Below are 25,425 nucleotides of genomic sequence, written 5' to 3'. Positions count from 1 at the left end.
TACCGGCTCGCACTAACGTAACTCCTCCGTCATGCTTATAGTCTTAGTCACTTTGTATGAGACGCTGGCGGAGGATGTAATGAATAAAAGAAAGCTGAGGGAAGCGGACGTCACGGCGGAGTCCGTTTTTATGCTGCAGCGCAGGCAGGTTTTAAAGGCGCTGGGTATCAGTGCGACGGCGCTGTCGCTTTCATCCGCTGCCCATGCCGACCTGCTCGACTGGTTTAAAGGCAACGATCGCCCGAAAGCCCCGGCGGGTAAGCCGCTCGACTTCAGCAAGCCTGCCGAATTTCAAAGCACCCTGCCCCTCACCCCCGAGGACAAGGTCACCGGCTACAACAACTTCTATGAGTTTGGCCTCGACAAAGCCGATCCTGCCGCCAACGCGGGCAGCATGAAAACCGATCCCTGGACGCTGAAAATTGACGGCGAGGTGGCCAAACCGATCACTCTCGATCATGACGATCTGACCCGCCGCTTTCCGCTAGAGGAGCGTATCTACCGGATGCGCTGCGTCGAAGCCTGGTCGATGGTCGTGCCGTGGATCGGTTTTCCGCTGCACAAGCTTCTTGAACTGGTGCAGCCCACCAGCAACGCGAAATACGTGGCGTTTAAGACGCTCTACTCCCCGGAGCAGATGCCCGGCCAGAAAGATCGCTTTATTGGCGGCGGGCTAGCGTATCCCTACGTAGAGGGACTGCGTCTCGACGAGGCTATGCACCCGCTGACCATGCTCACCACCGGCGTCTACGGTAAAGCGCTGCCGCCGCAAAACGGCGCACCGGTGCGTCTGACCGTGCCGTGGAAGTACGGTTTCAAAGGCATTAAGTCGATCGTCAGCATTACGCTGACCCGTGAGCGGCCGCCGACCACCTGGAACCTCTCTGCCCCTAATGAGTACGGCTTTTTCGCTAACGTGAACCCGCACGTCGATCACCCGCGCTGGTCGCAGGCCACAGAGCGGTTTATCGGCTCGGGCGGCATTCTCGACGTCAAGCGCCAGCCGACTTTGCTGTTTAACGGCTATGCCGATGAGGTGGCCTCGCTCTATCGCGGTATCGATCTTCGGGAGAACTTCTAGGTGCGGATCACGGCAAAACAGATCGTCTGGCTCAAGGTTGTCCTGCATCTCGCGGGCTTGCTTCCTCTATTATGGCTCTTCTGGGCGGCCAGCCAGGGCTACTTCAGCGCCGATCCGGCGAAGGATATCCAGCACTTTACCGGCAGAATGGCGCTAAAGTTCCTCCTTGGCTCGCTGCTTATCACTCCGCTGGCGCGCTACGGCAAGCAGCCGCTGCTGATCCGCACCCGGCGTCTGTTGGGCCTCTGGTGCTTTGCGTGGGCATCGCTGCATCTGGTGAGCTATTCGCTGCTGGAGCTGGGGATCAATAACCTGGCGCTGTTGGGCCAGGAGCTGGTAACGCGCCCCTATCTGACGCTGGGGATCGTCAGCTGGCTGGTACTGCTGGCGCTGGCGCTGACCTCCACCCAAGCCGCGCAGCGCAAGCTGGGGCGAAACTGGCAGCGACTGCATAACTTTGTCTATCTGGTCGCCATCCTCGCCCCCATTCACTATCTGTGGTCGGTAAAGGTTCTCTCTCCCCAGCCGCTTATCTACGCCGCCCTCGCCTGCATCCTGCTTGCCTGGCGCTATAAGAAGTTTCGCCAGTGGTGGCGATAGCGTCGCGATCGTACGGTAATGTGTGCGGTTTGCCACAATTCTGATAGCCATTACGCCCGTTTTCCGGCGGGCGTAAGATAATCTTCCCTGATAAGACCAGTATTTAGCTGCCAAATGCTACGAAATCGTTATAATGTGCGACTTTGGTTTTCACGACAGGGCATTTAGTGCGCTGAAAACGTGACAACCATGCAACGAAGGTATATTTTGTTTTTTACCGGAGATTTGCAGGAGATAGCAGCACAATGGCGGACAAGTTGCACATTTTGCTCTTAAACGGTCCCAACCTAAACATGCTGGGCACGCGTGAACCAGACAAGTACGGCACGCTGACGTTAACAGAAATTGTTAACCGATTAACCGCGGAAGCGGAGGCGCTGAACGTCGAGTTAGAGCATTTACAGTCGAACGCAGAGTACGTACTGCTCGACCGCATTCATCAGGCTAAAGACAACATTGACTATATCCTGATTAATCCGGCCGCGTTTACGCACACCAGCGTAGCGTTGCGAGATGCGCTGCTCGCCGTGGATATCCCGTTTATCGAGATCCACCTGAGCAACGTTCACGCACGCGAACCGTTCCGCCATCACTCTTATCTCTCCGATATCGCTGCTGGCGTCATCTGTGGATTCGGCGCTGACGGCTATTCATACGCATTACAGACGGCGGTTAAACGCCTGTCACAAACACACTAAACAAGAGTACGGAACCCACTCATGGATATTCGTAAGATTAAAAAACTGATCGAGCTGGTTGAAGAATCAGGCATCTCCGAACTGGAAATTTCTGAAGGCGAAGAGTCTGTTCGCATCAGTCGGTCTGCACCGAACGCAGGCTATCCAGTGATGCAGCAGGCCTATGCCGCACCGATGATGCAGCAGCCTGCGCTCTCTAACGCCGTTGCACCGGCACCCGCTCCGGTAGCCGAAGCACCTGCGGCAGCGCAAATCAGTGGCCACATCGTACGTTCCCCAATGGTCGGGACTTTCTACCGCACCCCTAGCCCGGACGCGAAAGCCTTTATCGAAATTGGCCAGAAAGTGAACGCGGGCGACACCCTGTGCATCGTTGAAGCGATGAAAATGATGAACCAGATCGAAGCCGACAAGTCCGGCGTGGTGAAAGCCATTCTGGTGGAAAGTGGTCAACCGGTTGAATTTGACGAGCCACTGGTCGTTATCGAGTAACGAGGCGCACATGCTGGAAAAAATTGTCATCGCCAACCGTGGCGAGATTGCTCTGCGTATTCTGCGTGCCTGTAAAGAACTGGGCATCAAGACCGTCGCTGTGCACTCCACTGCGGATCGCGATCTGAAACACGTACTTCTGGCGGATGAGACGGTCTGTATTGGCCCGGCTCCGTCCGTAAAAAGCTATCTGAACATCCCGGCTATCATCAGCGCCGCTGAAATCACCGGCGCGATGGCAATCCATCCGGGTTACGGCTTCCTCTCTGAGAACGCCAACTTTGCCGAGCAGGTTGAGCGCTCCGGCTTTGTCTTCATCGGCCCGAAAGCCGACACCATTCGCCTGATGGGTGACAAAGTGTCTGCGATCACCGCGATGAAGAAAGCGGGCGTACCGACGGTACCGGGCTCTGACGGTCCGCTGGGCGACGATATGGATGCTAACCGCGCCCATGCCAAACGCATCGGCTACCCGGTGATCATCAAAGCCTCCGGCGGCGGCGGCGGTCGCGGCATGCGCGTTGTGCGCAGCGATGCCGAACTGGCGCAGTCTATCTCCATGACCAAAGCGGAAGCCAAAGCGGCTTTCAGCAACGACATGGTCTACATGGAGAAGTACCTGGAAAACCCACGCCACATCGAGATTCAGGTGCTGGCAGACGGTCAGGGTAACGCTATCTATCTGGCGGAGCGTGACTGCTCTATGCAGCGCCGTCACCAGAAAGTGGTCGAAGAGGCACCGGCACCGGGGATTACCCCAGAGCTGCGAACCTTCATCGGCGACCGCTGCGCGAAAGCGTGCGTGGATATCGGCTACCGTGGGGCGGGTACCTTCGAGTTCCTGTTCGAAAACGGCGAGTTCTACTTCATTGAGATGAACACCCGTATCCAGGTTGAGCATCCGGTTACCGAGATGATCACCGGCGTGGATCTGATCAAAGAGCAGCTGCGTATTGCTGCCGGTCAGCCGCTCTCCATCAAACAGGAAGACGTGGTGGTGAAAGGCCATGCGGTCGAGTGCCGTATCAACGCCGAAGATCCGAACACCTTCCTGCCAAGCCCGGGTAAAATTACCCGTTTCCATGCGCCGGGCGGCTTTGGTGTGCGCTGGGAGTCCCATATCTACGCCGGTTATACCGTACCGCCGTACTATGACTCCATGATTGGTAAGCTGATCTGCTTTGGTGAGAACCGTGACGTGGCGATTGCCCGCATGAAGAACGCCCTGCAGGAGCTGATCATCGACGGTATCAAAACCAACGTTGATCTGCAGACCCGCATCATGAACGACGAGAACTTCCAGCACGGTGGAACCAACATCCACTATCTGGAGAAGAAGCTCGGTCTTCAGGAAAAATAAGCGCGTTTGCCGCATCAAGGGCCGGATCTTCCGGCCCTTTTTTATTTCTGGGGATCGCAAAGTTCCCTGGGGTACAATCCCCGCTTTGCTGGTTTATGAGGAACGATAATGGATCAACGTTTCGTTCAGGCACACAGAGAGGCCCGCTGGGCGCTGTGGCTTACCCTTTTTTATCTGGCTGCATGGTTAGCGGGTGCTTACTTACCTAGTTCGGCGATTGGCTTTACCGGTCTGCCGCACTGGTTTGAGATGGCCTGCCTGCTGATCCCGCTGCTGTTTATTCTGTTGTGTTGGGCCATGGTGAAGTTTATCTATCGCGACATCCCGCTGGAGGATGATGATGCAGCTTGAAGTGATCCTGCCTCTGGTTGCCTACCTGCTGGTGGTGTTTGGCCTGTCGGTTTATGCCATGCGCCAGCGCAAAACGGGAACGTTTCTAAACGAGTACTTTCTCGGCGGCCGCTCGATGGGCGGCGTGGTGCTGGCGATGACGTTGACCGCCACCTATATCAGCGCCAGCTCGTTTATTGGCGGCCCAGGCGCAGCGTATAAATATGGCCTCGGCTGGGTGCTGCTGGCGATGATCCAGCTGCCTGCGGTCTGGCTGTCGCTGGGTATTCTGGGCAAGAAATTTGCCATTCTGGCGCGGCGTTACAACGCAGTTACCCTTAACGACATGCTGTTTGGCCGCTACCGGAGCCGTCTGCTGGTGTGGCTGGCAAGTATCAGCCTGCTGGTGGCCTTTATCGGCGCGATGGCGGTGCAGTTCATCGGCGGTGCTCGGCTGCTGGAGTCGGCGGCAGGCATCCCCTACGAGACCGGCCTGCTGATCTTTGGTATCAGCATCGCACTCTACACGGCCTATGGTGGCTTTCGCGCCAGCGTGCTCAACGATGCCATGCAGGGCATGGTGATGCTCGTCGGCACCATCGTGCTGCTGATTGGCGTGGTGCATGCAGCAGGCGGCCTCGGCAACGCGGTAGAGACCCTGCGGCATATCGATCCGCAGCTGGTAACGCCCCAGGGCGCTGACGATATTCTCTCCCCGACCTTTATGACCTCGTTCTGGGTGCTGGTCTGTTTCGGTGTGATCGGCCTGCCGCATACCGCCGTGCGCTGCATCTCCTATAAGGACAGCAAGGCGGTCCACCGGGGGATTATTATCGGCACCGTGGTGGTCGCAATCCTTATGTTTGGCATGCACCTCGCGGGCGCGCTGGGGCGGGCGGTGATCCCTGACCTGACGGTACCGGATCTGGTGATCCCGACCCTGATGGTCAAAGTGCTGCCGCCCTTTGCCGCCGGGATCTTCCTCGCTGCGCCGATGGCAGCGATCATGTCGACGATCAACGCGCAGCTGCTGCAAAGTTCCGCTACGATCATCAAAGATCTCTACCTGAACCTGCGACCGGATCAGATCCATAACGAGCGCCGCCTGAAGCGGATGTCGTCGGCGATCACGTTGATTCTCGGGGCGCTGCTGCTGCTGGCGGCCTGGCGTCCACCGGAGATGATCATCTGGCTAAACCTGCTGGCCTTTGGCGGGCTGGAAGCGGTGTTCCTCTGGCCGCTGGTGCTGGGGCTGTATTGGGAGCGGGCCAACGCTGCCGGCGCGCTGAGCGCGATGATTGTTGGCGGCGTGCTGTACGCCCTGTTAGCGACCTTTAAGATTCAGTACCTCGGGTTCCACCCGATTGTACCGTCGCTGCTGTTAAGTTTGCTGGCGTTTGTCGTAGGGAACCGCTTCGGTCACCCTGCTCCGGAAGCCAACGCTATTTCAATTGATAAATAAAGAGTTTTGCTATGCCGTGGATCCAACTAAAACTGAATACGACCGGTGCCCATGCGGAAGAGCTGAGCGATGCCCTGCTGGAAGCCGGTGCGGTCTCCATTACTTTCCAGGACACGCACGATACGCCGGTATTTGAGCCGCTGCCGGGAGAGACCCGCCTGTGGGGCGATACGGACGTGATTGGCCTGTTTGACGCCGAAACCGATATGAAAGAGGTGGTCGCTATCCTTGAAGGGCATCCGCTGCTGGGGAGTGGTTTTGCGCATAAAATCGAGCAGCTGGAAGACAAGGACTGGGAGCGCGAGTGGATGGAGAACTTCCACCCGATGCGCTTTGGCGAGCGTCTGTGGATCTGTCCGAGCTGGCGTGAAGTGCCGGATGCCAACGCGGTTAACGTGATGCTCGACCCAGGCCTGGCGTTTGGTACCGGCACGCACCCGACCACCTCGCTGTGCTTGCAGTGGCTGGACGGCCTCGATCTGGCGGGCAAGACGGTGATCGACTTTGGCTGCGGCTCCGGCATTCTGGCCATCGCCGCCCTGAAGCTGGGCGCGGCAAAGGCGATTGGTATTGATATCGATCCGCAGGCCATTCAGGCCAGCCGTGACAATGCTGAACGCAACGGCGTCTCCGATCGCCTGGAGCTGTATCTGCCCCAGGATCAGCCTGCCGAGATGCAGGCCGACGTGGTGGTTGCCAATATTCTTGCCGGTCCGCTGCGCGAGCTGGCCCCGTTGATTAGCGTGCTGCCGGTGAGCGGTGGTCTGTTAGGTCTGTCGGGGATTCTGGCCAGCCAGGCCGAGAGCGTGTGCGAAGCCTACGCCGATCGCTTCACGCTCGACCTAGTGGTTGAAAAAGAAGAGTGGTGCCGCATTACCGGTCAAAAACGGTAATCTCCCTAACGTGGCCTGCGGGCTAGTGTTTGTTACTTGAGCCACGGGAGCAAAAGTATGTGTAACTTTAGCGCTGATGTTCCGTTCACCTTAAGTTGAGCAGCATCGGTAATGCGTATCACACGTGAACGGGATAAGGGGGCCACCGCGGCCCCCTTATCGATCCCCGCGGCCCCGCGGGGAAACCGGTGCTGCGCACTGCGCTCACCTCCCGCCCGGCTGACCGACGGCCGGCTCGACTCGACATCGTGTCTCGTTTCGCCTCTGGCCGCCCTCCCTGGCGTCCAGTCCTTGTCATCCGGTCTCCGGTTCGCCGGTTTCAGCGGGGACTCAACCCCCGCGCTGTGAGACCGTACTCCACAGCAACAAAGAAATCGCTTTAGGCTCGGTATTGAAGCGAGGTGTTGGGTCCGGCTGAAAATCGCCGAGGCGTTCACTTCTGGCCGGGGCAGCCCGCATGGATGCGGGCTGAGGGCGTGGCCTTACAGGGATGTTACCTCACGCCCGACCCGGTAGCCGGAAGGGATAAGTCGAGGACAAAATTGCCGGGAGCAATTTTGGACAGCGCTTGCGCTGGCCCCGAAGGGGTGAGCCCCAGGGATGGGGCGAGCAATCCGCAAAGCGGCGATTTTCCCTGCCGGGAGCCCGGGTCGCCAGGGTGGCGGCGGCGAGCCACCCTGGCACGTTCACGTGTGCGGAATTTACAGATGAGCAAAATGAATGAAGTGAACGGAAACTATAGCGGACCCGCATAGTCATCCCGCCCTGCCGATAAAAAATGCCAGTCAGCGCTAACCAACTGCATTAGACCTGCGGGCCACGTTTCTGTTTGTAAATTCGCCAAAACGATAACCAGAAATGAGAGCACGATCTCATTAGAAAGCGCTTTTTTGCTTATAAAAACAGCGTATTATCCCGTTAGCACCATCGCAGATGCAATAAAAACGGATAACTTTCAGGAAAATATCAGCGGTTAAAAAAAATGCGATTTACGTTAAAATCATGATTCCTAATGATATTTATTTCTTGCGCTCATCATTGCTTACGATTCATTGATCTACAACCGGGTATTGTTCAAAGTTTGGCCTTTCATCTGATGAAAAAAATGCGTAATATACGCCGCCTTGCAGTCACAGTATGGTCATTTCTTAACTCATGCGAATCGGACACCACCAGCTCAGAAATCGCCTGATCGCAGCACCGATGGCAGGCATCACCGACAGGCCATTCAGGACGCTGTGCTACGAGATGGGAGCGGGTTTAACCGTATCCGAGATGATGTCTTCTAACCCAGAAGTATGGGCGAGCGACAAATCACGTTTACGGATGGTGCACGTTGATGAGCCTGGGATCCGCACGGTGCAAATTGCCGGTAGCGTCCCTGAAGAGATGGCGGAAGCCGCACGTATCAACGTGGAAAGCGGTGCCCAAATTATTGATATTAATATGGGTTGCCCGGCTAAAAAGGTGAATCGCAAGCTGGCAGGATCAGCCCTGTTACAGCACCCCGATCTGGTGAAGTCGATCCTGACGGCGGTGGTGGCAGCAGTGGAGGTTCCCGTTACGCTGAAGATTCGCACCGGCTGGTCGCCGGAGCACCGTAACTGTGTAGAAATTGCCCAACTGGCTGAAGACTGTGGTATCCAGGCTCTGACCATTCATGGACGCACTCGCGCCTGTTTGTTCAACGGAGACGCGGAATACGACAGCATTCGGGCAGTTAAGCAGAAGGTTTCCATTCCGGTTATCGCGAATGGTGACATTACTGACCCGCTTAAAGCCAGAGCCGTGCTCGACTATACAGGGGCTGATGCTCTGATGATAGGTCGCGCGGCTCAGGGAAGACCCTGGATCTTTCGGGAAATCCAGCACTATCTGGACTCTGGGGAGCTGCTGCCCCCCCTGCCTCTGGCAGAGGTTAAGCGCTTACTTTGCGCACACGTTCGGGAACTGCACGACTTTTACGGTCAGGCAAAAGGGTACCGAATTGCGCGCAAACACGTCTCCTGGTATCTCCAGGAGCACGCTCCAGATGACCAGTTTCGGCGCACATTCAACGCCATTGAGGATGCCAGCGTACAGCTGGAGGCGTTGGAGGCATACTTCGAAAATTTTGCGTATTAGAAATAAAGAGCTGACAGAACTATGTTCGAACAACGCGTAAATTCTGACGTACTGACCGTTTCTACCGTTAACTCTCAGGACCAGGTAACTCAAAAACCCCTGCGTGATTCCGTGAAACAGGCACTGAAGAACTATTTTGCTCAACTGAACGGTCAGGATGTGAATGACCTGTATGAGCTGGTACTGGCTGAAGTTGAACAGCCCCTGTTGGACATGGTGATGCAATACACCCGCGGTAACCAGACCCGTGCTGCTCTGATGATGGGCATCAACCGTGGTACCCTGCGTAAGAAACTGAAAAAATACGGCATGAACTGATACTAATCAGTTAAGTGTTTGTTTAAAAAGGCGCGAACCGGCATGGGGAAGCGCCTTTTTTGTTTCTGCCCTACCTGTTTTTTTTATCTGTACGAATTAGCCTCTATTCCTCCTCAAAAACAGGGGTTTAAATCCCTTCCACCGCTCTGAATTGGGTGCTAATGTCACTGCCCTTTATGCCCATGGGCACGAAGTTATAGCGATCAATAACCGTTATTGTGAATGAGTTGGTGGCATCATGCAGGTTAGCCAATACGACCAGATCCTCGTCGTGATTTCTTTTATCGTTGCCATCATGGCAGCCTATACCGCCCTGAATATGGCAGGCCGGGTTTCGACCAATCCTGGCAAGGCCGGCTGGCTCTGGCTGGCGGGCGGCGGTCTTGCGCTGGGTATCGGCATCTGGGCCATGCATTTTATCGGGATGCTGGCGATGGAGCTGACCATGAGCATGAGCTACGATCGGCTGCTCACTGGCCTGTCGATGCTGATTGCCGTCGGCTCGTCCCTGTTTGCCCTATGGCTGGTCAGCACGCCTCAGCTGCGCCTGCGCCGCCTGCTGCCCGGTTCGCTGGTGATGGGCGGCGGCATTGCCGGTATGCACTACACCGGTATGGCGGCGTTAGAGGTATCACCGCCTATCGTGTGGGATATGCGCTGGGTGGCGCTCTCGCTGTTAATTGCCCTGGGCGCGTCGCTGGCTGCGCTGTGGCTCACCTTCCGCCTGCGCCACGAGGCCGCGTTGGTGGCACAAATGCGCGCGGGAGCGGCTATTCTGATGGGCATCGCTATTGCGGGTATGCACTATACCGGCATGATGGCAGCGCAGTTTCCGATGCAGCACTCGGTCATGCATCACGGGGTAGACGGCAACTGGCTGGCGCTGCTGGTTAGCGTGGTCGCACTCTCGATTCTGGGTATTACCCTGCTGGTCTCTATGCTGGATGCCCGTCTGCAGGCGCGCACCTCGCTGCTGGCGTCGTCGCTGGCGGAAGCCAACCGCGAGCTGGCCCAGCTGGCGCTGCACGATCCCCTCACCCGCCTACCTAACCGCGTGCTGCTGGAAGATCGCCTCGACCAGGCGATTAATAAAGCCCGTCGTGAAGGCTCCTTTTTTGCCCTGATGTTTATGGATCTCGATGGGTTTAAAACCGTCAACGACGCCTACGGCCATGACGTGGGCGATCGGCTGCTGATCGCCGTGACCGAGCGCCTGCTCCAGCCGCTGAAGGGCCAGTATACGCTGGCACGTATCGGCGGTGATGAGTTTGTCCTGCTGGCGGAGGTGAACGCCCCGGATGAGGCAGCGACGCTGGCGGATGCGCTGGTACGCACCATCGACCAACCCTTTACCCTCGACCGCTACGATCTGGTGGTGACGCTGAGCGTTGGCATTGCCCTCTATCCTCACGACGGCAAGAACGAACGCGAGCTGATGTTCAATGCCGATGCCGCGATGTATCACACCAAGCATATGGGGCGGAACGGCTACCACTTCTTCCAGCCTTCGATGAATACGCTGGCGCAGACCCAGCTCCTGCTGATGAGCGACCTGTGGTTAGCGCTAGAGCGCAACGAGCTACGCCTTTTTTACCAGCCCAAGTTTCAGGCGCCCGCCGGGCCAATTGTCGGCTTTGAAGCCCTGCTGCGCTGGCACCACGGCATTCATGGCCTGCTGACGCCGGATCGCTTTCTGCCGCTGGCAGAAAAAACGGGCCTGATTATTCCCATCGGCAACTGGGTCATTGACGAGGCCTGCCGCCAGCTGAGCGAGTGGCGTCAGCAGGGGCATACGCACTGGACGGTGGCCGTTAACCTCTCGACCCTGCAGTTTGAGCAGACGGGACTGGTCGATCACGTGATGGCGTGTCTGGCGCGGCATCAGGTTCCGCCCCAGAGCCTGATCCTTGAAGTCACCGAAACCACTGCCATGACAAACCCGGATGAGAGTGTGCGCGTCTTGACCCGGCTCACCGACGCCGGGGTTAAGGCTTCGATTGACGATTTTGGTACCGGATACTCCAGCCTGCTCTATCTGAAACGCCTTCCAGCCTGCGAGCTGAAGATTGACCGGGCGTTTGTTAAGGAGCTGAGCCGTGACGGCGACGATGCCACTATCGTTTCTGCTATCGTGGCGTTGGCCAAGACGCTGAACCTGAAAGTGGTAGCGGAAGGCGTGGAGACGCAGGCCCAGCAGGCGTTTCTTACCGAGCTGGGCTGCAATACGCTACAGGGTTATTTGCTGGGTAAACCAATCTCGGCCCAGGAAGCAACGCTGCTGGGAAGCGAGAATAAGTAAGCGTAACGCCGGGTGGCGCTACGCTTACCCGGCCTACAACTAATGACCTGTTTCACCTCGGCTTTTTAGTGAAGAACTGCCGTACCACGACAAAGAACACCGGTACGAAGAAGATCGCCAGCAGCGTCGCGGAGAGCATGCCGCCCAGCACCCCAGTTCCCACCGCGTTTTGCGCGCCGCTGCCTGCGCCAGAGCTGATCACCAGCGGCATAACGCCGAGGATAAAGGCCAGGGAGGTCATCAGGATCGGACGCAGGCGCATACGCACCGCCTCAAGCGTCGCCTCTATCAGCCCTTTGCCCTCTTTATCCATCAGATCCTTGGCAAACTCGACGATCAAAATGGCGTTCTTAGCTGAAAGGCCGATGGTAGTAAGCAGGCCAACCTGGAAATAGACGTCGTTGTTCATGCCGCGCATTAAGGCCGCCAGCAGCGCGCCGATAACGCCCAGCGGCACCACCAGCATAACCGAGAACGGAATCGACCAGCTCTCATACAGCGCCGCCAGACAGAGGAAGACCACGATCAGCGAAATGGCGTACAGCGCCGGCGCCTGGTTGCCAGAGAGTCGCTCCTGATAGGACATGCCGGTCCAGTCATAGCCGATGCCGGAAGGCAGCCCGGAGGCCAGCTGCTCCATAAGCAGCATCGCATCGCCGGTACTCTTGCCCGGCGCGGCCTCGCCTAAAATCTCCATGGAGGGCAGACCGTTATAGCGCTCCAGACGCGGTGAGCCATAGACCCAGTGCGAGGTGGTAAACGCTGAAAACGGCGTCATCTCCCCGTTGCTGCTGCGCACGTAGAGATTGTTCACGTCCGATGGCAGCATGCGGTATTTCGCGTCCGCCTGCACATAAACCTTTTTCACCCGCCCGTGATCGATAAAGTCATTCACGTAGGCACCGCCTAACGCGGTGGAGATGGTCTGGTTAATCTCCGAGAGATCGATCCCCAGCGCCTGAGCCTTTTCGATATCCACCTCCAGCTTAAACTGCGGGGTATCCTCCAGTCCGTTTGGCCGCACGCGCACCACCTGATCCGGGTGCTTCTGTACTTCAGCGAGCAGCATATTGCGCGCGTTGGTCAAAGCCTCATGTCCAAGGTTTGCCTGATCGATCAGTTCAAAGTCAAAGCCCGTCGCCGTGCCCAGCTCGATAATGGCTGGCAGGTTAAACGGAAAGACCAGACCGTCGCGAATTTGACCGAAGGCGCGGGTGGCGCGCTCTACGATGCCGCCTACGCCGTTCTCTTTCCCGGGACGTTGCTCCCACGGCTTAAGGCTGATAAAGGCCATCCCGGAGTTCTGCCCCTGACCGCTGAAGCTGTAGCCGTTGACGGTCAGCACGGAGTCAACGTTCGCCTTCTCACTATTCAGGTAGTAATCAGTGACCTTATCCAGCACCTTCTGCGTGCGTGCCTGGGTTGCCCCGGCAGGCAGCTGCACCATAGTCATAAAGACGCCCTGGTCTTCATCAGGCAGAAACGAGGTAGGCAGGCGTAAAAACAGCACCGCCATGCCACCGACAATCAGCACGTAGATCAGCAGATAGCGCCCGGTGCCGCTGATGATACGGGCGACGCTTTCCGTGTAGTGGTGCGTACTGCGATCAAACAGGCGGTTAAACCAGCCAAAGAAGCCCTTTTTCTCTCCGTGCGTCTCGGGATCCACCGGCTTTAACAGCGTGGCGCAGAGGGCCGGGGTGAGGATAAGCGCCACCAGCACCGAAAGCGCCATCGCCGAGACAATGGTAATAGAGAACTGGCGATAGATCGCACCGGTAGAGCCGCCAAAGAAGGCCATCGGGATAAACACCGCCGAGAGCACCATGGCGATCCCCACCAGCGCCCCTTGGATCTGCGACATAGACTTCTCCGTCGCCTCTTTTGGCGGGAGATGATCCTCTGCCATCACGCGCTCGACGTTTTCTACCACCACGATGGCATCGTCCACCAGCAGGCCTATCGCCAGCACCATACCGAACATGGTTAGCGTATTGATGGAGTAGCCAAACGCCGAGAGGATCGCAAAGGTCCCGAGCAGAACAACCGGCACGGCGATGGTGGGGATCAGCGTCGCACGCAGGTTTTGCAGGAAGAGATACATCACCAGGAAGACCAGAATAATGGCCTCAAACAGCGTTTTTACTACCTCATGGATAGAGATCTTCACAAAGGGCGTGGTGTCATAGGGATAGACCACCTTCATACCCTGAGGGAAGAACGGCTGCAGCTCGTTGAGCTTGGCTTTGATGGCGGTAGCGGTATCCAGCGCATTCGCGCCGGTTGCCAGCTTGATGCCGATCGCCGCCGCGTCCTGGCCGTTGATTTTCGTCACCGTGTTGTAGTTCTCTCCCCCTAGCTCAATGCGCGCCACGTCTTTCAGCCGCACCTGCGAGCCATCCCCGTTAACCCTCAGGGTAATGTTGCCAAACTCCACGGGATCCTTCAGTCGGGTTTGGGCAATGATCGACGCATTGAGCTGCTGGTTAGGGATCGACGGCGTACCGCCGAGCTGGCCCGCGGCAATCTGATCGTTTTGCACCTTGATCTGATTAACAACGTCCACCGGGGTCAGATTGTATTTATTGAGAAGATCGGCATTTAGCCAGATACGCATTGCATACTGGGCACCGAACAGCTGCACGTCGCCGACGCCGTTGGTACGGCTAATGGCATCTTTAACGTTAGAGGCGACGTAGTCGGAGATATCGTCCTGATTGAGACTCTTGTTGTCAGAGGTAAAGCCCACCACCATTAAAAAGCTGCTGCTGGACTTCTCGACGCTGATCCCTTGCTGCTGAACCTCCTGCGGCAGCAGCGGCATCGCCAGCTGCAGTTTGTTCTGTACCTGGACCTGAGCAATATCTGGATCCGTTCCGGATTTGAATGTCAGCGTAACCGTGACGCCGCCCGCCGAGTCGCTGGTAGAAGACATGTACATCAGGTTATCGATGCCGTTCATGTTCTGCTCAATAACCTGCGTGACGGTATCCTGCACCGTCTGGGCATCGGCCCCCGGGTAGGTAGCGCTAATGGCGATCGCCGGCGGCGCAATGGTCGGGTATTGCGCGACGGGCAGCTGTAAGATTGCCAGCGCCCCGGCAATCATCAAAATAATTGCCAGCACCCAGGCAAAAATCGGACGATCGATAAAAAACTTAGCCATCTTTTGCTCTCATTGGGATTATACGATTAATGCGCGGCGGCGGTTTGGTCTGCTGCGCTCGGGGCGATCGTCACCGTTGCCCCAGGGCGAACCCGCTGCAATCCACTGACGATGACCTTTTCACCCTCTTTCAGACCGTCCGTAATGAGCCACTTATCGCCAATAGCCTGCGATGCGACAACGTTGCGTGGTTCCACCTGATTTTTAGCGTTGACCAGCAGCACGGTGGCATCACCGCGCGGGTTACGGGTGACGCCCTGCTGCGGCACAAGAATGGCGGCTGGCTGTACGCCTTCATCGATGCGCGCCCGGACGAACATACCCGGCAGCAGGGTATGATCCGGGTTAGGGAACACTGCGCGAATGGTGATAGAGCCGGTGCTCTCATCAACGGTGACGTCCGAGAACTCCAGCGTGCCTTTCAGCGGATAGCGCTGGCCGTTTTCAGTTAACAGCTCAACGTCCGTTTTACCGCTGTTTTTTTGCAGATTGCCCTGCTCAACGGCCTGCTTCAGGCGCATAAAGTCATTGCTCGACTGGGTCACGTCGACATAGACAGGATCCAGCTGCTGGACGGTGGCCAGCGCGGTACTCTGCCCGTTAGTCACCAACGCCCCTTCGGTCACCGCTGATTTGCCAATGCGGCCGTTGATGGGCGAACGGACCTGGGTATAGGCAAGATTAATTCTTGCCGTTTCGACGGCGGCTTTTGCAGCCTGTACCGCAGCATCAGCCTGCTGGGCATCGGCAATAGCCGTGTCATACTCTTGCTGACTGATGTACTGCGTGCCAACGAGCGGCTGGTAGCGCTTAACGGTAAGATGGGCAATCTTCGCCGCCGCCTGGGCCTTCGCCAGCTCGCCCTGGGCGCTGGCATAGTCCGCTTGATAGGTCGCAGGATCGATCTGATACAGTGACTGACCCGCGGTAATATCTGCCCCCTCGACGAAATTGCGCCGTAGAATAATACCGCTCACTTGGGGCCGCACTTCGGCAATACGAAACGCTTCGGTTCTACCGGGAAGTTCTGTGGTGACCGCCAGCGGGGCAGCTTTTACCTGATAAACGCTGACCTCCGGCGCAGCGGCTTTTTTCGCGCCGTCGCCGTTATCATTACAGCCACTGAGTAGACCCGCCGACATTAATACTAATGACGACAGGCGGAAATATTCACCAAATTTATTCATTGCAGTTCCTCAAAAACACAACGCACGGCGCTAACCGCAAAAATCCACGATAAAAAATAATTCACATCAATAAATGAGATTATTTAATCAGCCCGATGAATAATTAATGGCTCATCGGAAAGAGAAATAGTTATTGCTGCTGTACATTCGCGTGGCTCGATCTTGTTAAACGCCGACAGACGACGACAAAAAATACCGGTACAAAGAATATTGCCAGCAGCGTTGCCGCGATCATTCCACCCATTACGCCCGTGCCGACCGCATTTTGCGCGCCGCTGCCTGCACCGGTGCTGAGCACCAGCGGCATAACGCCTAAAATAAAGGCCAGGGAGGTCATCAGAATAGGACGCAGACGCATTCTGACCGCTTCAAGCGTGGCCTCAATAAGGCTTTTGTGCTCTTTATCCATCAGGTCTTTGGCAAACTCGACGATCAGAATGGCGTTTTTTGCTGATAGCCCGATGGTGGTGAGCAGCCCTACCTGGAAGTAGACGTCGTTACTCAGACCGCGCAGGCTGGCTGCCAGCAGCGCCCCTACCACACCCAGCGGCACAACCAGCATGACCGAGAAGGGAATTGACCAGCTCTCATACAGGGCAGCGAGGCAGAGGAAAACCACCACCAGCGAAATAGCGTACAGCGCCGGAGCCTGATTACCCGACAGCCGCTCCTGATAGGACATGCCGGTCCAGTCAAAACCCACCCCCGCAGGCAGCTGCGACGCCAGCGTCTCCATGAGCTTCATCGCTTCACCGCTGCTTTTGCCGGGCGCGGCCTCGCCGAGGATCTCCATAGACGGCAGGCCGTTATAGCGTTCCAGGCGAGGTGAACCCTGGATCCAGCGGGCGCTGGAGAAGCTAGAGAACGGCACCATGCCGCCGGCCCGGTTGCGAACGTACCAGGTGTTAATGTCATCCGGCATCATGCGATAAGGGGCATCGGCCTGGGCATAGACCTTTTTTACGCGCCCGTTATCAATAAAGTCGTTAACGTAGGTGCTGCCCAACGCGGTGGCGATGGTGCTATTGATATCGCTCAGCGAGACGCCCAGCGCCTGAGCTTTCTCCTGATCGACGTTAAGCTTGAACTGGGGCATATCTTCCAGACCGTTGGGCCGCGTCCTGACCAGCATGTCCGGATGCTGTGCCGCCTGCATCAGCAGCTGGTTACGCGCGGCGGTCAGCGCCGTATGGCCCAGCCCCGCCTGATCGATCAGCTCAAAGTCGAACCCGGTGGCGGTGCCCAGTTCGGTAATCGCCGGCAGGTTGAAGGCGAAAACCATCCCATCCTTGATGCGGCTAAAGGCTTTCGTGGCCCGGCTGACAATAGCGCCAACGCGATCCTCTTTGGCTTCCCGCTGCGCCCACGGCATCAGGCGTACAAAGGCCAGACCGTTGTTCTGTCCTTTACCGTTCAGACCAAAGCCGGTGACGGTAAAAACGGAATCGACGTTGTTTTTCTCTTTCGTCAGGTAGTAATCCGTTACCTCGCGCATGATCTTTTCCGTTCGCGCCTGCGTCGCGCCAGCAGGCAGCGTGACCATCGTCAGAAATACGCCCTGATCCTCTTCGGGTAAAAACGAGGTCGGCAGCCGCAGGAACAGCACGGCCATTCCAATCACGATCACAACATAAACAACGATATACCGCCCCGTACAGTGGAGCAGCTTCTGCACGCTGCCGGTATAGTGCTGGGTGCTCTGCTCAAACAGGTGATTGAAGCGGCTAAACAGCCGATGGGTCTTCTCATGCTGCACCGGCTTAAGCAGCGTTGCGCACAGGGCGGGGGTCAGGATCAGGGCGACCAGCACCGAGAGCGCCATCGCCGAGACGATGGTGATAGAGAACTGCCGGTAGATGACCCCCGTCGATCCGCCAAAAAAAGCCATGGGGATAAAGACCGCAGAGAGCACCATCGCAATGCCTACCAGTGCGCCCTGGATCTGGCTCATCGACTTCTGCGTGGCCTCCTTTGGCGGCAGCCCTTCGTCAGTCATCACGCGCTCGACGTTTTCGACAACGACAATGGCGTCATCCACCAGCAGGCCGATGGCCAATACCATGCCAAACATAGTGAGCGTGTTGATGGAGTAGCCAAACGCCGCCAGTACGGCAAAGGTTCCTAGCAGCACCACCGGCACGGCGATGGTGGGGATCAGCGTCGCACGCAGGTTTTGCAGGAAGAGATACATCACCAGGAAGACCAGCACGATCGCTTCAAACAGCGTTTTAAACACTTCCCGGATGGAGATATTGATAAACGGCGTCGTGTCGTAGCTATAGACGAGCTTCAGGCCATGCGGAAAATAGGACTGCAGGTGTGCCATCTGCTGTTTTACCGCATCGGCAGTGGAGAGTGCATTCGCCCCCGTTGCCAGCTTAATACCCAGCCCCGCCGAGGGTTTTCCATTATAGCGGGCCACGACGTTGTAGTTTTCACCGCCGCGCTCAATGCGGGCAACGTCGTGCAGCAGCACGCGCGAACCATCCGCCTGCACTTTTAAGGTAATGTTGCCAAACTCCTGCGGCGTCCGCAGACGGGTCTGGGCGATAATCGAGGCGTTAAGCTGCTGCGTTGCTGGCGAGGGTGTTCCCCCCAGCTGCCCGGCAGCAATCTGGCTGTTCTGCGCTTTGATTTCATTGACTACGTCGAGGGTAGTCAGCTGATACTGGTTGAGCTTGCTGGGATCGAGCCAGATACGCATCGCATACTGCGCGCCAAACAGCTGAACGTCGCCGACCCCTTCCGTGCGGCTCACCGGATCCTTGATATTAGAAGAGATGTAGTCGGCAATATCGTCCTGCGACATGCTGCCATCATCTGAAATAAAGCCCATGACCAGCAGGAAGTTGCTGCTCGATTTTTTGACGTTGATACCCTGCTGCTGTACCTCCTGCGGCAGCAGCGGCATAGCGAGCTGCAGCTTGTTCTGCACCTGAACCTGGGCGATATCGGGATCGGTCCCGGAATTAAAGGTTAAGGTAACCGTGACGCCGCCCGAGGAGTCGCTGGTCGAGGACATATACATTAGGTTATCGAGGCCGTTCATGTTCTGCTCGATCACCTGGGTGACCGTGTCCTGCACGGTCTGCGCATCCGCGCCGGGATAGGTAGCGTTAATGGCAATGGCGGGCGGTGCAATCGTGGGATACTGCGCAACAGGCAGCTTAATGACGGCCAGCGCGCCTGCCAGCATCAAAATAATCGCCAGTACCCAGGCGAAAATTGGGCGGTCGATAAAGAACTTTGCCATATAAACGTATTACCTTTTCTCTTTCATCACCGGATTTATTACCGAATGGCGTCAGCATTCATTACCCAAATAAATACTTTATTTAATAACATTCATGGAATGAATATTTATTAACGCATAGCGAAAATAGTGGCGCTATGTTGAATGAACAACAAAAAAATGCAAGGATAGATAGTACGTTTCCGGGTATATTTTATTCAACAAATGTAAATCACGCTTTTGGCCTGACGGTGACAAGCATGGCGAAAAAGACGAAAGAAGAGGCAGCCAAAACACGGCAGCTATTAATCGATACCGCTATTTTAACATTCGCGCAGCAGGGCTTTTCCAATACGACGCTGGATGATATCGCCTGCGCAGCAAATATGACGCGCGGTGCTATTTACTGGCATTTTACAAATAAAACAGAATTATTTAACGCTATCTGGCAGGAGCAACGACCGCTAAGAGAGCGGATAGATCGTAAAGCGCGGTTACATTTTAGCAACGATCCACAAGGACTATTCCGCCATAGCCTAACAGAAGCCCTGCATTTAATTGCAACAAGCCCCTTCGAACAAGCGCTCGTAGAAATTCTTTACCATAAATGCGAATTTACACAAAATATGACGTCGGAAGCGGAGATACGTGAACGTCTCTTTTTTAATCCTGTAAACGTTGCCGAGATGTTAGAAAAGTGCCAGCAGCAGGATCCGCAGTTTTTAAGCGGCAGCGTGGATACAGCGCTGATAATCATCCAGGGGTACCTGAGCGGAATTGTTAAAAACTGGCTGATGCTGGGCAAGTCTTTCGACCTTGCCGCGCTGGCACCACAGCTGGTTGACGGACTGCTGGTTATGCTGCGCACGACGCCTGACGAGAGAAAAGTTAAGCTAAGCGCATAACCCCAGAGCGCTCCAGCTCCATCTTTTCTCCTTAATCCGCTCTTCGGAGCCGTTTCTCTCCATCTTTTTTACATTAGACACGCTTTGTAAGAATAGAGGCATAAGTTCCCGCCGCGGCCGGTGGTACAATACCGCCATTCACATAAATGAGGTGAATGTGACCATGAAAAAATTAATTGCCGTTGCACTGTTATCTACCGTTCTTGCAGGCTGTGCCCATGACTCTCCGTGTGTACCAACCTATGACGATCAGGGCCGACTGGTGCATACCAATACCTGTATGAAAGGAACGACTCAGGATAACTGGGAAACCGCAGGGGCTGTTGCTGGCGGCGCTGCCGCGATTGCTGGCCTGACGCTGGGTATTGTGGCCTTAACCAAATAATCTGACTCAAGGCGTGGCTTCCCACGCCTTCTTTTTTGCTCCGCCCCGGTGCAATTCTGCTGCCCTGTTAAAATTGCGGCGCTTTCTGGTTCAAACACCCCACCGTTTTTTCGCGCTTTTTCCATCCTGCTGTTTTTAATCCTTCCGTAGCGAAACTATTTTGCTCTGTTTTGTGGCGTAGGTTTGAATTTCGCACCATGACGGAGCGCTAGATGCTTTTTTTCCTGTCTACACTCTGCATATTGCGGGGAGAACTCCCCTTTTCCGCCTTCCGCAAACCTGGCACTACCTTTGCTTTAGAGAGTATGGCCAACGCCACAGACAGGTTTCAGGCGTCTCCCGAGCGCCTCTTTATAACAATAATTTCGCCACACAGGATGCATTATGAAAAAGATGACGATCGCCAGCCTGGCTGCCGCCGGTGCGCTGTTTGCTGTTGTAAACCAGGCACATGCTGGCGCAACGCTGGATGCCGTAAAGAGTAAAGGCTTTGTACAGTGCGGTATCAGCGATGGGCTGCCAGGTTTCTCCTATGCAGATGCCAACGGCAAGTTTACCGGGATTGACGTGGACGTCTGCCGTGGCGTCGCCGCTGCCGTCTTTGGCGATGACACCAAAGTGAAGTACACCCCGCTGACGGCGAAAGAGCGCTTCACCGCCCTGCAGTCTGGGGAAGTGGACGTGCTGTCGCGTAATACTACCTGGACCTCTTCTCGCGATGCGGGTATGGGCATGGCGTTCACCGGCGTGACCTACTATGACGGCATCGGCTTCCTCACCCATAATAAAGCGGGCCTGAAGAGTGCCAAAGAGCTGGATGGCGCGACGGTCTGCATCCAGGCCGGTACCGATACCGAGCTGAACGTGGCGGACTATTTCAAATCCAACAACATGAAGTATACCCCGGTCACCTTTGACCGCTCCGATGAGTCTGCGAAGGCGCTGGAGTCCGGCCGCTGCGATACCCTGGCGTCTGACCAGTCCCAGCTCTATGCGCTGCGCATCAAGCTGAGCACGCCGGGCGAGTGGATCGTTCTGCCGGAAGTGATCTCCAAAGAGCCGCTGGGCCCGGTGGTTCGTCGCGGTGACGAAGAGTGGTTCTCCATCGTTCGCTGGACCCTGTTCGCAATGCTGAACGCAGAGGAGATGGGCATCACCTCTAAAAACGTTGACGAGAAAGCGGCTAACCCAGCAACCCCAGATATGGCGCATCTGTTAGGCAAAGAGGGCGACTACGGCAAGGACCTGAAGCTTGATAACAAATGGGCCTACAACATTATCAAGAAAGTCGGTAACTACGCTGAAATCTTCGAGCGTAACGTGGGATCGGAAAGTCCGCTGAAGATCAAACGCGGCCAGAATAACCTCTGGAACAACGGCGGGATCCAGTACGCACCACCGGTGCGCTAAGCTACCGGTACGCTAAGGTAGAGTGCTGTAACGGGCACTGCGCAGGCAGTGCCCAGCCCAGAGTTAAGGTTACCGAGGTTTTCCTATGTCCCAACGCCGCCCAACCGTTAAAGGATCGTTCTCCCTTTCTAACCCCGCGGTTCGAGCCTGGCTGTTTCAGATCATCGCTATCGTGGCCGTTGTCAGCGTCGCGATCTATTTGATACACAACACCGTGACTAACCTGAGCAACCGGGGTATCACCTCGGGCTTTGCCTTTCTCGATCGCGGGGCCGGATTCGGTATCGTTCAGCATCTGATCGATTACGAGCAGGGTGATACCTATGGACGCGTGTTCCTGGTCGGCCTGCTCAATACGCTGCTGGTCTCTGCCCTATGTATTGTTTTTGCCTCGTTTCTGGGGTTCTTCCTCGGCCTTGCACGCCTGTCTGAAAACTGGCTGCTGCGCAAGCTGTCGACGATCTATATCGAAACCTTCCGTAATATCCCGCCGCTGCTGCAGATCTTCTTCTGGTATTTTGCCGTGCTGCGCAACCTGCCGGGGCCGCGCCAAGCGGTAAGCGCTTTCGACCTGGCGTTTCTCAGCAACCGTGGACTCTATATCCCGGCCCCCGCGTTTGGTGAAGGCATTGGTGGCTTTATCGTGGCGGTGCTGATTGCCGTCGCCATTACCGTGGGCCTGTACCGCTTTAACAAGACACATCAGATGAAGACAGGCCAGCTGCGGCGGACATGGCCCACCGCGCTCGGGTTGATTATTCTGCTACCGCTGCTGTCTCATTGGCTATTCGGCGCGGCGCTACACTGGGATGTTCCCGAACTGCGCGGCTTTAACTTTCGTGGCGGCATGGCGCTGATCCCGGAGCTGGCGGCATTAACCCTGGCCCTGTCGGTTTATACCTCTGCGTTTATTGCCGAAATCATCCGCTCGGGTATCCAGTCGGTGCCCTTTGGGCAGCATGAGGCCGCACGCTCGCTGGGTTTGCCTAATCCGGTGACGCTGCGCCAGGTCATTATCCCGCAGGCGATGCGGGTGATTATTCCACCGCTGACGAGCCAGTATCTCAACATTGTGAAGAACTCGTCGCTGGCGGCCGCAATCGGTTATCCCGATATGGTGTCGTTGTTTGCCGGCACGGTGCTGAACCAAACCGGGCAGGCTATCGAGACGATTGCTATCACGATGTCAGTCTATCTGATTATTAGCCTGACGATCTCCCTGTTAATGAACATCTATAACCGTCGTATCGCCCTGGTCGAGCGCTAAGGATCCATGATGACAAAAGCACTTCTGTCTCACCCCGCGCGCCCGGCCCGTGCCGGTACTGGACGCTATCTCCAGTGGGCGCGAAAAAATCTGTTCTCCAGCTGGTCGAATAGCCTGCTGACGCTGGTCGCTCTTTGGCTGATGTGGGAGCTCATTCCTCCCCTACTGAACTGGGCGCTGTTTCAGGCGAACTGGATTGGTACTACCCGTGCTGACTGCACCAAGGAGGGAGCCTGCTGGGTCTTTATTCATGAACGATTCGGCCAGTTTATGTATGGCCTTTATCCCCATGACCAGCGCTGGCGTATCAACACCGCATTGGTGATTGGCCTGCTCTCGATTGTACCGATGTTCTGGAATGGGCTGCCTAAACGCGGACGCTACATTGCCTGCTGGGCGGTGATCTATCCGCTGGTTGTATGGGGGCTGATGTACGGTGGCTTTTTCGGGCTGGAGCGTGTCGAAACACGCCAGTGGGGCGGCCTGACGTTGACACTGATTATCGCCTCCGTCGGGATTGCCGGCGCGTTGCCGCTGGGGATCTTACTCGCGCTAGGCCGACGCTCAACCATGCCGGTGGTGCGCATACTGTCTGTGATTTTTATTGAGTTCTGGCGGGGCGTGCCGCTGATCACCGTGCTGTTTATGTCCTCGGTGATGCTGCCGCTGTTCATGGCGGAAGGAACCAGCATCGATAAGCTGGTGCGGGCGTTGGTGGGGGTGATTCTATTCCAGTCGGCGTACGTGGCCGAGGTCGTACGAGGCGGGTTGCAGGCGCTGCCCAAGGGACAGTATGAAGCCGCCGAATCATTGGCGCTGGGCTACTGGAAAACCCAGGGGCTGGTGATCCTTCCTCAAGCCCTGAAGATGGTTATCCCAGGGTTGGTCAACACCATCATTGCGCTGTTTAAAGACACGAGCCTGGTGATCATCATCGGCCTGTTCGATCTCTTTAGCAGCGTGCAGCAGGCGACGGTCGATCCCGAGTGGTTAGGTATGTCGACGGAAGGCTACGTTTTTGCCGCACTGGTCTACTGGATTTTCTGTTTTAGCATGTCGCGCTACAGCCAGCATCTGGAGAAGCGCTTTAACACCGGGCGTACACCACACTGAGGATCACCATGAGTAATATGACTATGCAATCTGCCGACGCGATGATTACGCTCGAGAACGTCAATAAGTGGTATGGGCAGTTCCATGTACTGAAAGACATTAACCTGAACGTAAAGCAGGGAGAGCGTATTGTACTTTGCGGTCCTTCCGGATCAGGTAAATCAACAACCATTCGCTGCATTAACCATCTGGAAGAGCATCAGCAGGGCCGTATCGTCGTAGATGGCATCGAACTGAATGAAGATATCCGCAATATTGAGAAGGTACGTCAGGAGGTGGGGATGGTGTTTCAGCACTTTAACCTCTTCCCACACCTGACAGTATTGCAGAACTGCACTCTCGCACCTATCTGGGTGCGTAAAATGCCGAAGAAAGAAGCCGAAGCGCTGGCGATGCACTATCTTGAGCGCGTGCGTATCGCCGAGCATGCGCATAAGTTCCCCGGTCAGATCTCCGGTGGTCAGCAGCAGCGCGTCGCTATTGCCCGTTCGCTCTGCATGAAGCCGAAAATCATGCTCTTTGATGAGCCGACCTCGGCGCTGGATCCGGAGATGGTCAAGGAGGTGCTTGATACCATGATTGGTTTGGCGGAGTCGGGAATGACCATGCTGTGTGTGACGCACGAGATGGGTTTTGCCCGCACGGTTGCTGACCGCGTGATCTTTATGGATCGGGGAGAGATCGTCGAGCAGGCTGCGCCTGAAGAGTTCTTTGCGCATCCGAAATCAGAACGTACCCGTGCATTTCTTTCGCAGGTTATTCATTAGGATCGTATTGCGCTTGGCAGTTACGGCGGGCGTCCTGCCCGCCGCCCTCCGGGCCGTTGCTGCGCAACGTGCAAATACCGCTCCCGGCGGAGTTTGTCCCTTCTCAGGAGAGCGCTCGCCGACAGACAGCAGGTAAAACAAAAGGCCCAGTCTTTCGACTGGGCCCTTCGCTTTATTTGATGCCTGGCAGTTCCCTACTCTCGCATGGGGAGACCCCACACTACCATCGGCGCTACGGCGTTTCACTTCTGAGTTCGGCATGGGGTCAGGTGGGACCACCGCGCTAGTGCCGCCAGGCAAATTCTTTACTATGTGCCGAACTTTAACCACTAAAAA

At 56.3% G+C, this 25,425-nt stretch carries 20 protein-coding genes and 1 rRNA gene; 17 read left to right on the top strand and 4 right to left on the bottom strand.

All coding sequences use genetic code 11. From position 1 onward, the window contains the following. Nucleotides 1-79: 79 nt before the first annotated feature. The 11 genes from msrP (at nucleotide 80) to EV102420_RS05900 (ending at nucleotide 11,657) form a co-directional block, all read left to right on the top strand. Nucleotides 80-1,081, top strand: coding sequence for a protein-methionine-sulfoxide reductase catalytic subunit MsrP (gene msrP / locus EV102420_RS05950; protein ID WP_042389996.1), 1,002 nt, complete (start codon nucleotides 80-82; stop codon nucleotides 1,079-1,081). After that, entirely contained in the window at nucleotides 1,082-1,681 is a 600-nt protein-coding gene (gene msrQ / locus EV102420_RS05945; RefSeq protein WP_042389994.1) for a protein-methionine-sulfoxide reductase heme-binding subunit MsrQ, read from the top strand. Between the two features lie 245 nt (nucleotides 1,682-1,926). Continuing rightward, nucleotides 1,927-2,379: a type II 3-dehydroquinate dehydratase gene (aroQ, locus tag EV102420_RS05940; protein WP_042389991.1), complete on the top strand. Its 453-nt coding sequence runs from the start codon at nucleotides 1,927-1,929 to the stop codon at nucleotides 2,377-2,379. 21 nt (nucleotides 2,380-2,400) lie between these two features. Continuing rightward, on the top strand, nucleotides 2,401-2,871 hold the full coding sequence (gene accB / locus EV102420_RS05935; protein ID WP_042389989.1) for an acetyl-CoA carboxylase biotin carboxyl carrier protein: 471 nt from the start codon (nucleotides 2,401-2,403) through the stop codon (nucleotides 2,869-2,871). A gap of 10 nt (nucleotides 2,872-2,881) precedes the next feature. Continuing rightward, complete coding sequence (gene accC, locus EV102420_RS05930) at nucleotides 2,882-4,231, top strand: acetyl-CoA carboxylase biotin carboxylase subunit (protein WP_042389987.1); 1,350 nt, start codon at nucleotides 2,882-2,884, stop codon at nucleotides 4,229-4,231. 108 nt (nucleotides 4,232-4,339) lie between these two features. After that, nucleotides 4,340-4,582: a YhdT family protein gene (locus EV102420_RS05925; protein WP_042389985.1), complete on the top strand. Its 243-nt coding sequence runs from the start codon at nucleotides 4,340-4,342 to the stop codon at nucleotides 4,580-4,582. After that, nucleotides 4,572-6,023 carry a sodium/pantothenate symporter gene (panF, locus tag EV102420_RS05920; protein ID WP_042389983.1) on the top strand — a complete coding sequence of 484 codons (1,452 nt, stop codon included), beginning with the start codon at nucleotides 4,572-4,574 and terminating at the stop codon, nucleotides 6,021-6,023. Before EV102420_RS05925 ends, panF begins: the two co-directional genes overlap by 11 nt. An 11-nt stretch (nucleotides 6,024-6,034) precedes the next feature. After that, nucleotides 6,035-6,916: a 50S ribosomal protein L11 methyltransferase gene (gene prmA / locus EV102420_RS05915; protein ID WP_042389981.1), complete on the top strand. Its 882-nt coding sequence runs from the start codon at nucleotides 6,035-6,037 to the stop codon at nucleotides 6,914-6,916. Nucleotides 6,917-8,071: 1,155 nt separating this feature from the next. Then, nucleotides 8,072-9,040 (top strand): tRNA dihydrouridine synthase DusB, encoded by a 969-nt coding sequence (gene dusB, locus EV102420_RS05910; protein ID WP_042389979.1) that lies wholly within the window; start codon nucleotides 8,072-8,074, stop codon nucleotides 9,038-9,040. A 21-nt stretch (nucleotides 9,041-9,061) separates the two neighbouring features. Then, nucleotides 9,062-9,358 (top strand): DNA-binding transcriptional regulator Fis, encoded by a 297-nt coding sequence (gene fis, locus EV102420_RS05905; RefSeq protein WP_000462905.1) that lies wholly within the window; start codon nucleotides 9,062-9,064, stop codon nucleotides 9,356-9,358. Nucleotides 9,359-9,596: 238 nt separating this feature from the next. Then, nucleotides 9,597-11,657, top strand: a complete 2,061-nt coding sequence (locus EV102420_RS05900) for a putative bifunctional diguanylate cyclase/phosphodiesterase (RefSeq protein WP_042389977.1) — start codon at nucleotides 9,597-9,599, stop codon at nucleotides 11,655-11,657. Nucleotides 11,658-11,709: 52 nt separating this feature from the next. Here the strand turns inward: EV102420_RS05900 and EV102420_RS05895 are convergent, their stop codons facing one another. The 3 genes from EV102420_RS05895 to EV102420_RS05885 all read right to left on the bottom strand — a co-directional run bounded on the left by EV102420_RS05895 (nucleotide 11,710) and on the right by EV102420_RS05885 (nucleotide 19,263). Then, a complete protein-coding gene (locus EV102420_RS05895; protein ID WP_042389974.1) occupies nucleotides 11,710-14,823 on the bottom strand; it encodes an efflux RND transporter permease subunit in 3,114 nt (1,037 codons plus the stop codon). 26 nt (nucleotides 14,824-14,849) lie between these two features. Further along, on the bottom strand, nucleotides 14,850-16,010 hold the full coding sequence (locus tag EV102420_RS05890; RefSeq protein ID WP_042389972.1) for an efflux RND transporter periplasmic adaptor subunit: 1,161 nt from the start codon (nucleotides 16,008-16,010) through the stop codon (nucleotides 14,850-14,852). Nucleotides 16,011-16,140: 130 nt separating this feature from the next. Beyond that, a complete protein-coding gene (locus EV102420_RS05885; protein ID WP_042389971.1) occupies nucleotides 16,141-19,263 on the bottom strand; it encodes an efflux RND transporter permease subunit in 3,123 nt (1,040 codons plus the stop codon). 239 nt (nucleotides 19,264-19,502) lie between these two features. On the opposite strand from EV102420_RS05885, the gene EV102420_RS05880 reads away from it, so the two are divergent. From EV102420_RS05880 to EV102420_RS05855, 6 genes are all read left to right on the top strand, one after another. After that, nucleotides 19,503-20,147 (top strand): TetR family transcriptional regulator, encoded by a 645-nt coding sequence (locus EV102420_RS05880; RefSeq protein WP_042389969.1) that lies wholly within the window; start codon nucleotides 19,503-19,505, stop codon nucleotides 20,145-20,147. Nucleotides 20,148-20,310: 163 nt separating this feature from the next. Next, nucleotides 20,311-20,532: a putative periplasmic lipoprotein gene (locus tag EV102420_RS05875; protein WP_042389968.1), complete on the top strand. Its 222-nt coding sequence runs from the start codon at nucleotides 20,311-20,313 to the stop codon at nucleotides 20,530-20,532. A gap of 384 nt (nucleotides 20,533-20,916) precedes the next feature. Next, complete coding sequence (locus tag EV102420_RS05870) at nucleotides 20,917-21,942, top strand: amino acid ABC transporter substrate-binding protein (RefSeq protein WP_042389966.1); 1,026 nt, start codon at nucleotides 20,917-20,919, stop codon at nucleotides 21,940-21,942. A gap of 85 nt (nucleotides 21,943-22,027) precedes the next feature. Then, entirely contained in the window at nucleotides 22,028-23,209 is a 1,182-nt protein-coding gene (locus tag EV102420_RS05865; protein WP_042389965.1) for an amino acid ABC transporter permease, read from the top strand. A gap of 9 nt (nucleotides 23,210-23,218) precedes the next feature. Continuing rightward, entirely contained in the window at nucleotides 23,219-24,322 is a 1,104-nt protein-coding gene (locus EV102420_RS05860) for an amino acid ABC transporter permease (RefSeq protein WP_042389964.1), read from the top strand. Nucleotides 24,323-24,330: 8 nt separating this feature from the next. After that, nucleotides 24,331-25,089: an amino acid ABC transporter ATP-binding protein gene (locus tag EV102420_RS05855; RefSeq protein WP_042389963.1), complete on the top strand. Its 759-nt coding sequence runs from the start codon at nucleotides 24,331-24,333 to the stop codon at nucleotides 25,087-25,089. Nucleotides 25,090-25,270: 181 nt separating this feature from the next. Here the strand turns inward: EV102420_RS05855 and rrf are convergent. Continuing rightward, nucleotides 25,271-25,386, bottom strand: a 5S ribosomal RNA gene (gene rrf / locus EV102420_RS05850). Nucleotides 25,387-25,425: the final 39 nt, after the last annotated feature.

Source organism: Pseudescherichia vulneris NBRC 102420 (genome assembly GCF_000759795.1).
Lineage (GTDB): Bacteria > Pseudomonadota > Gammaproteobacteria > Enterobacterales > Enterobacteriaceae > Pseudescherichia > Pseudescherichia vulneris.
The sequence above is the reverse complement of the archived record's forward strand: the minus strand, read 5'-3'. Positions and strand labels throughout refer to the sequence as shown.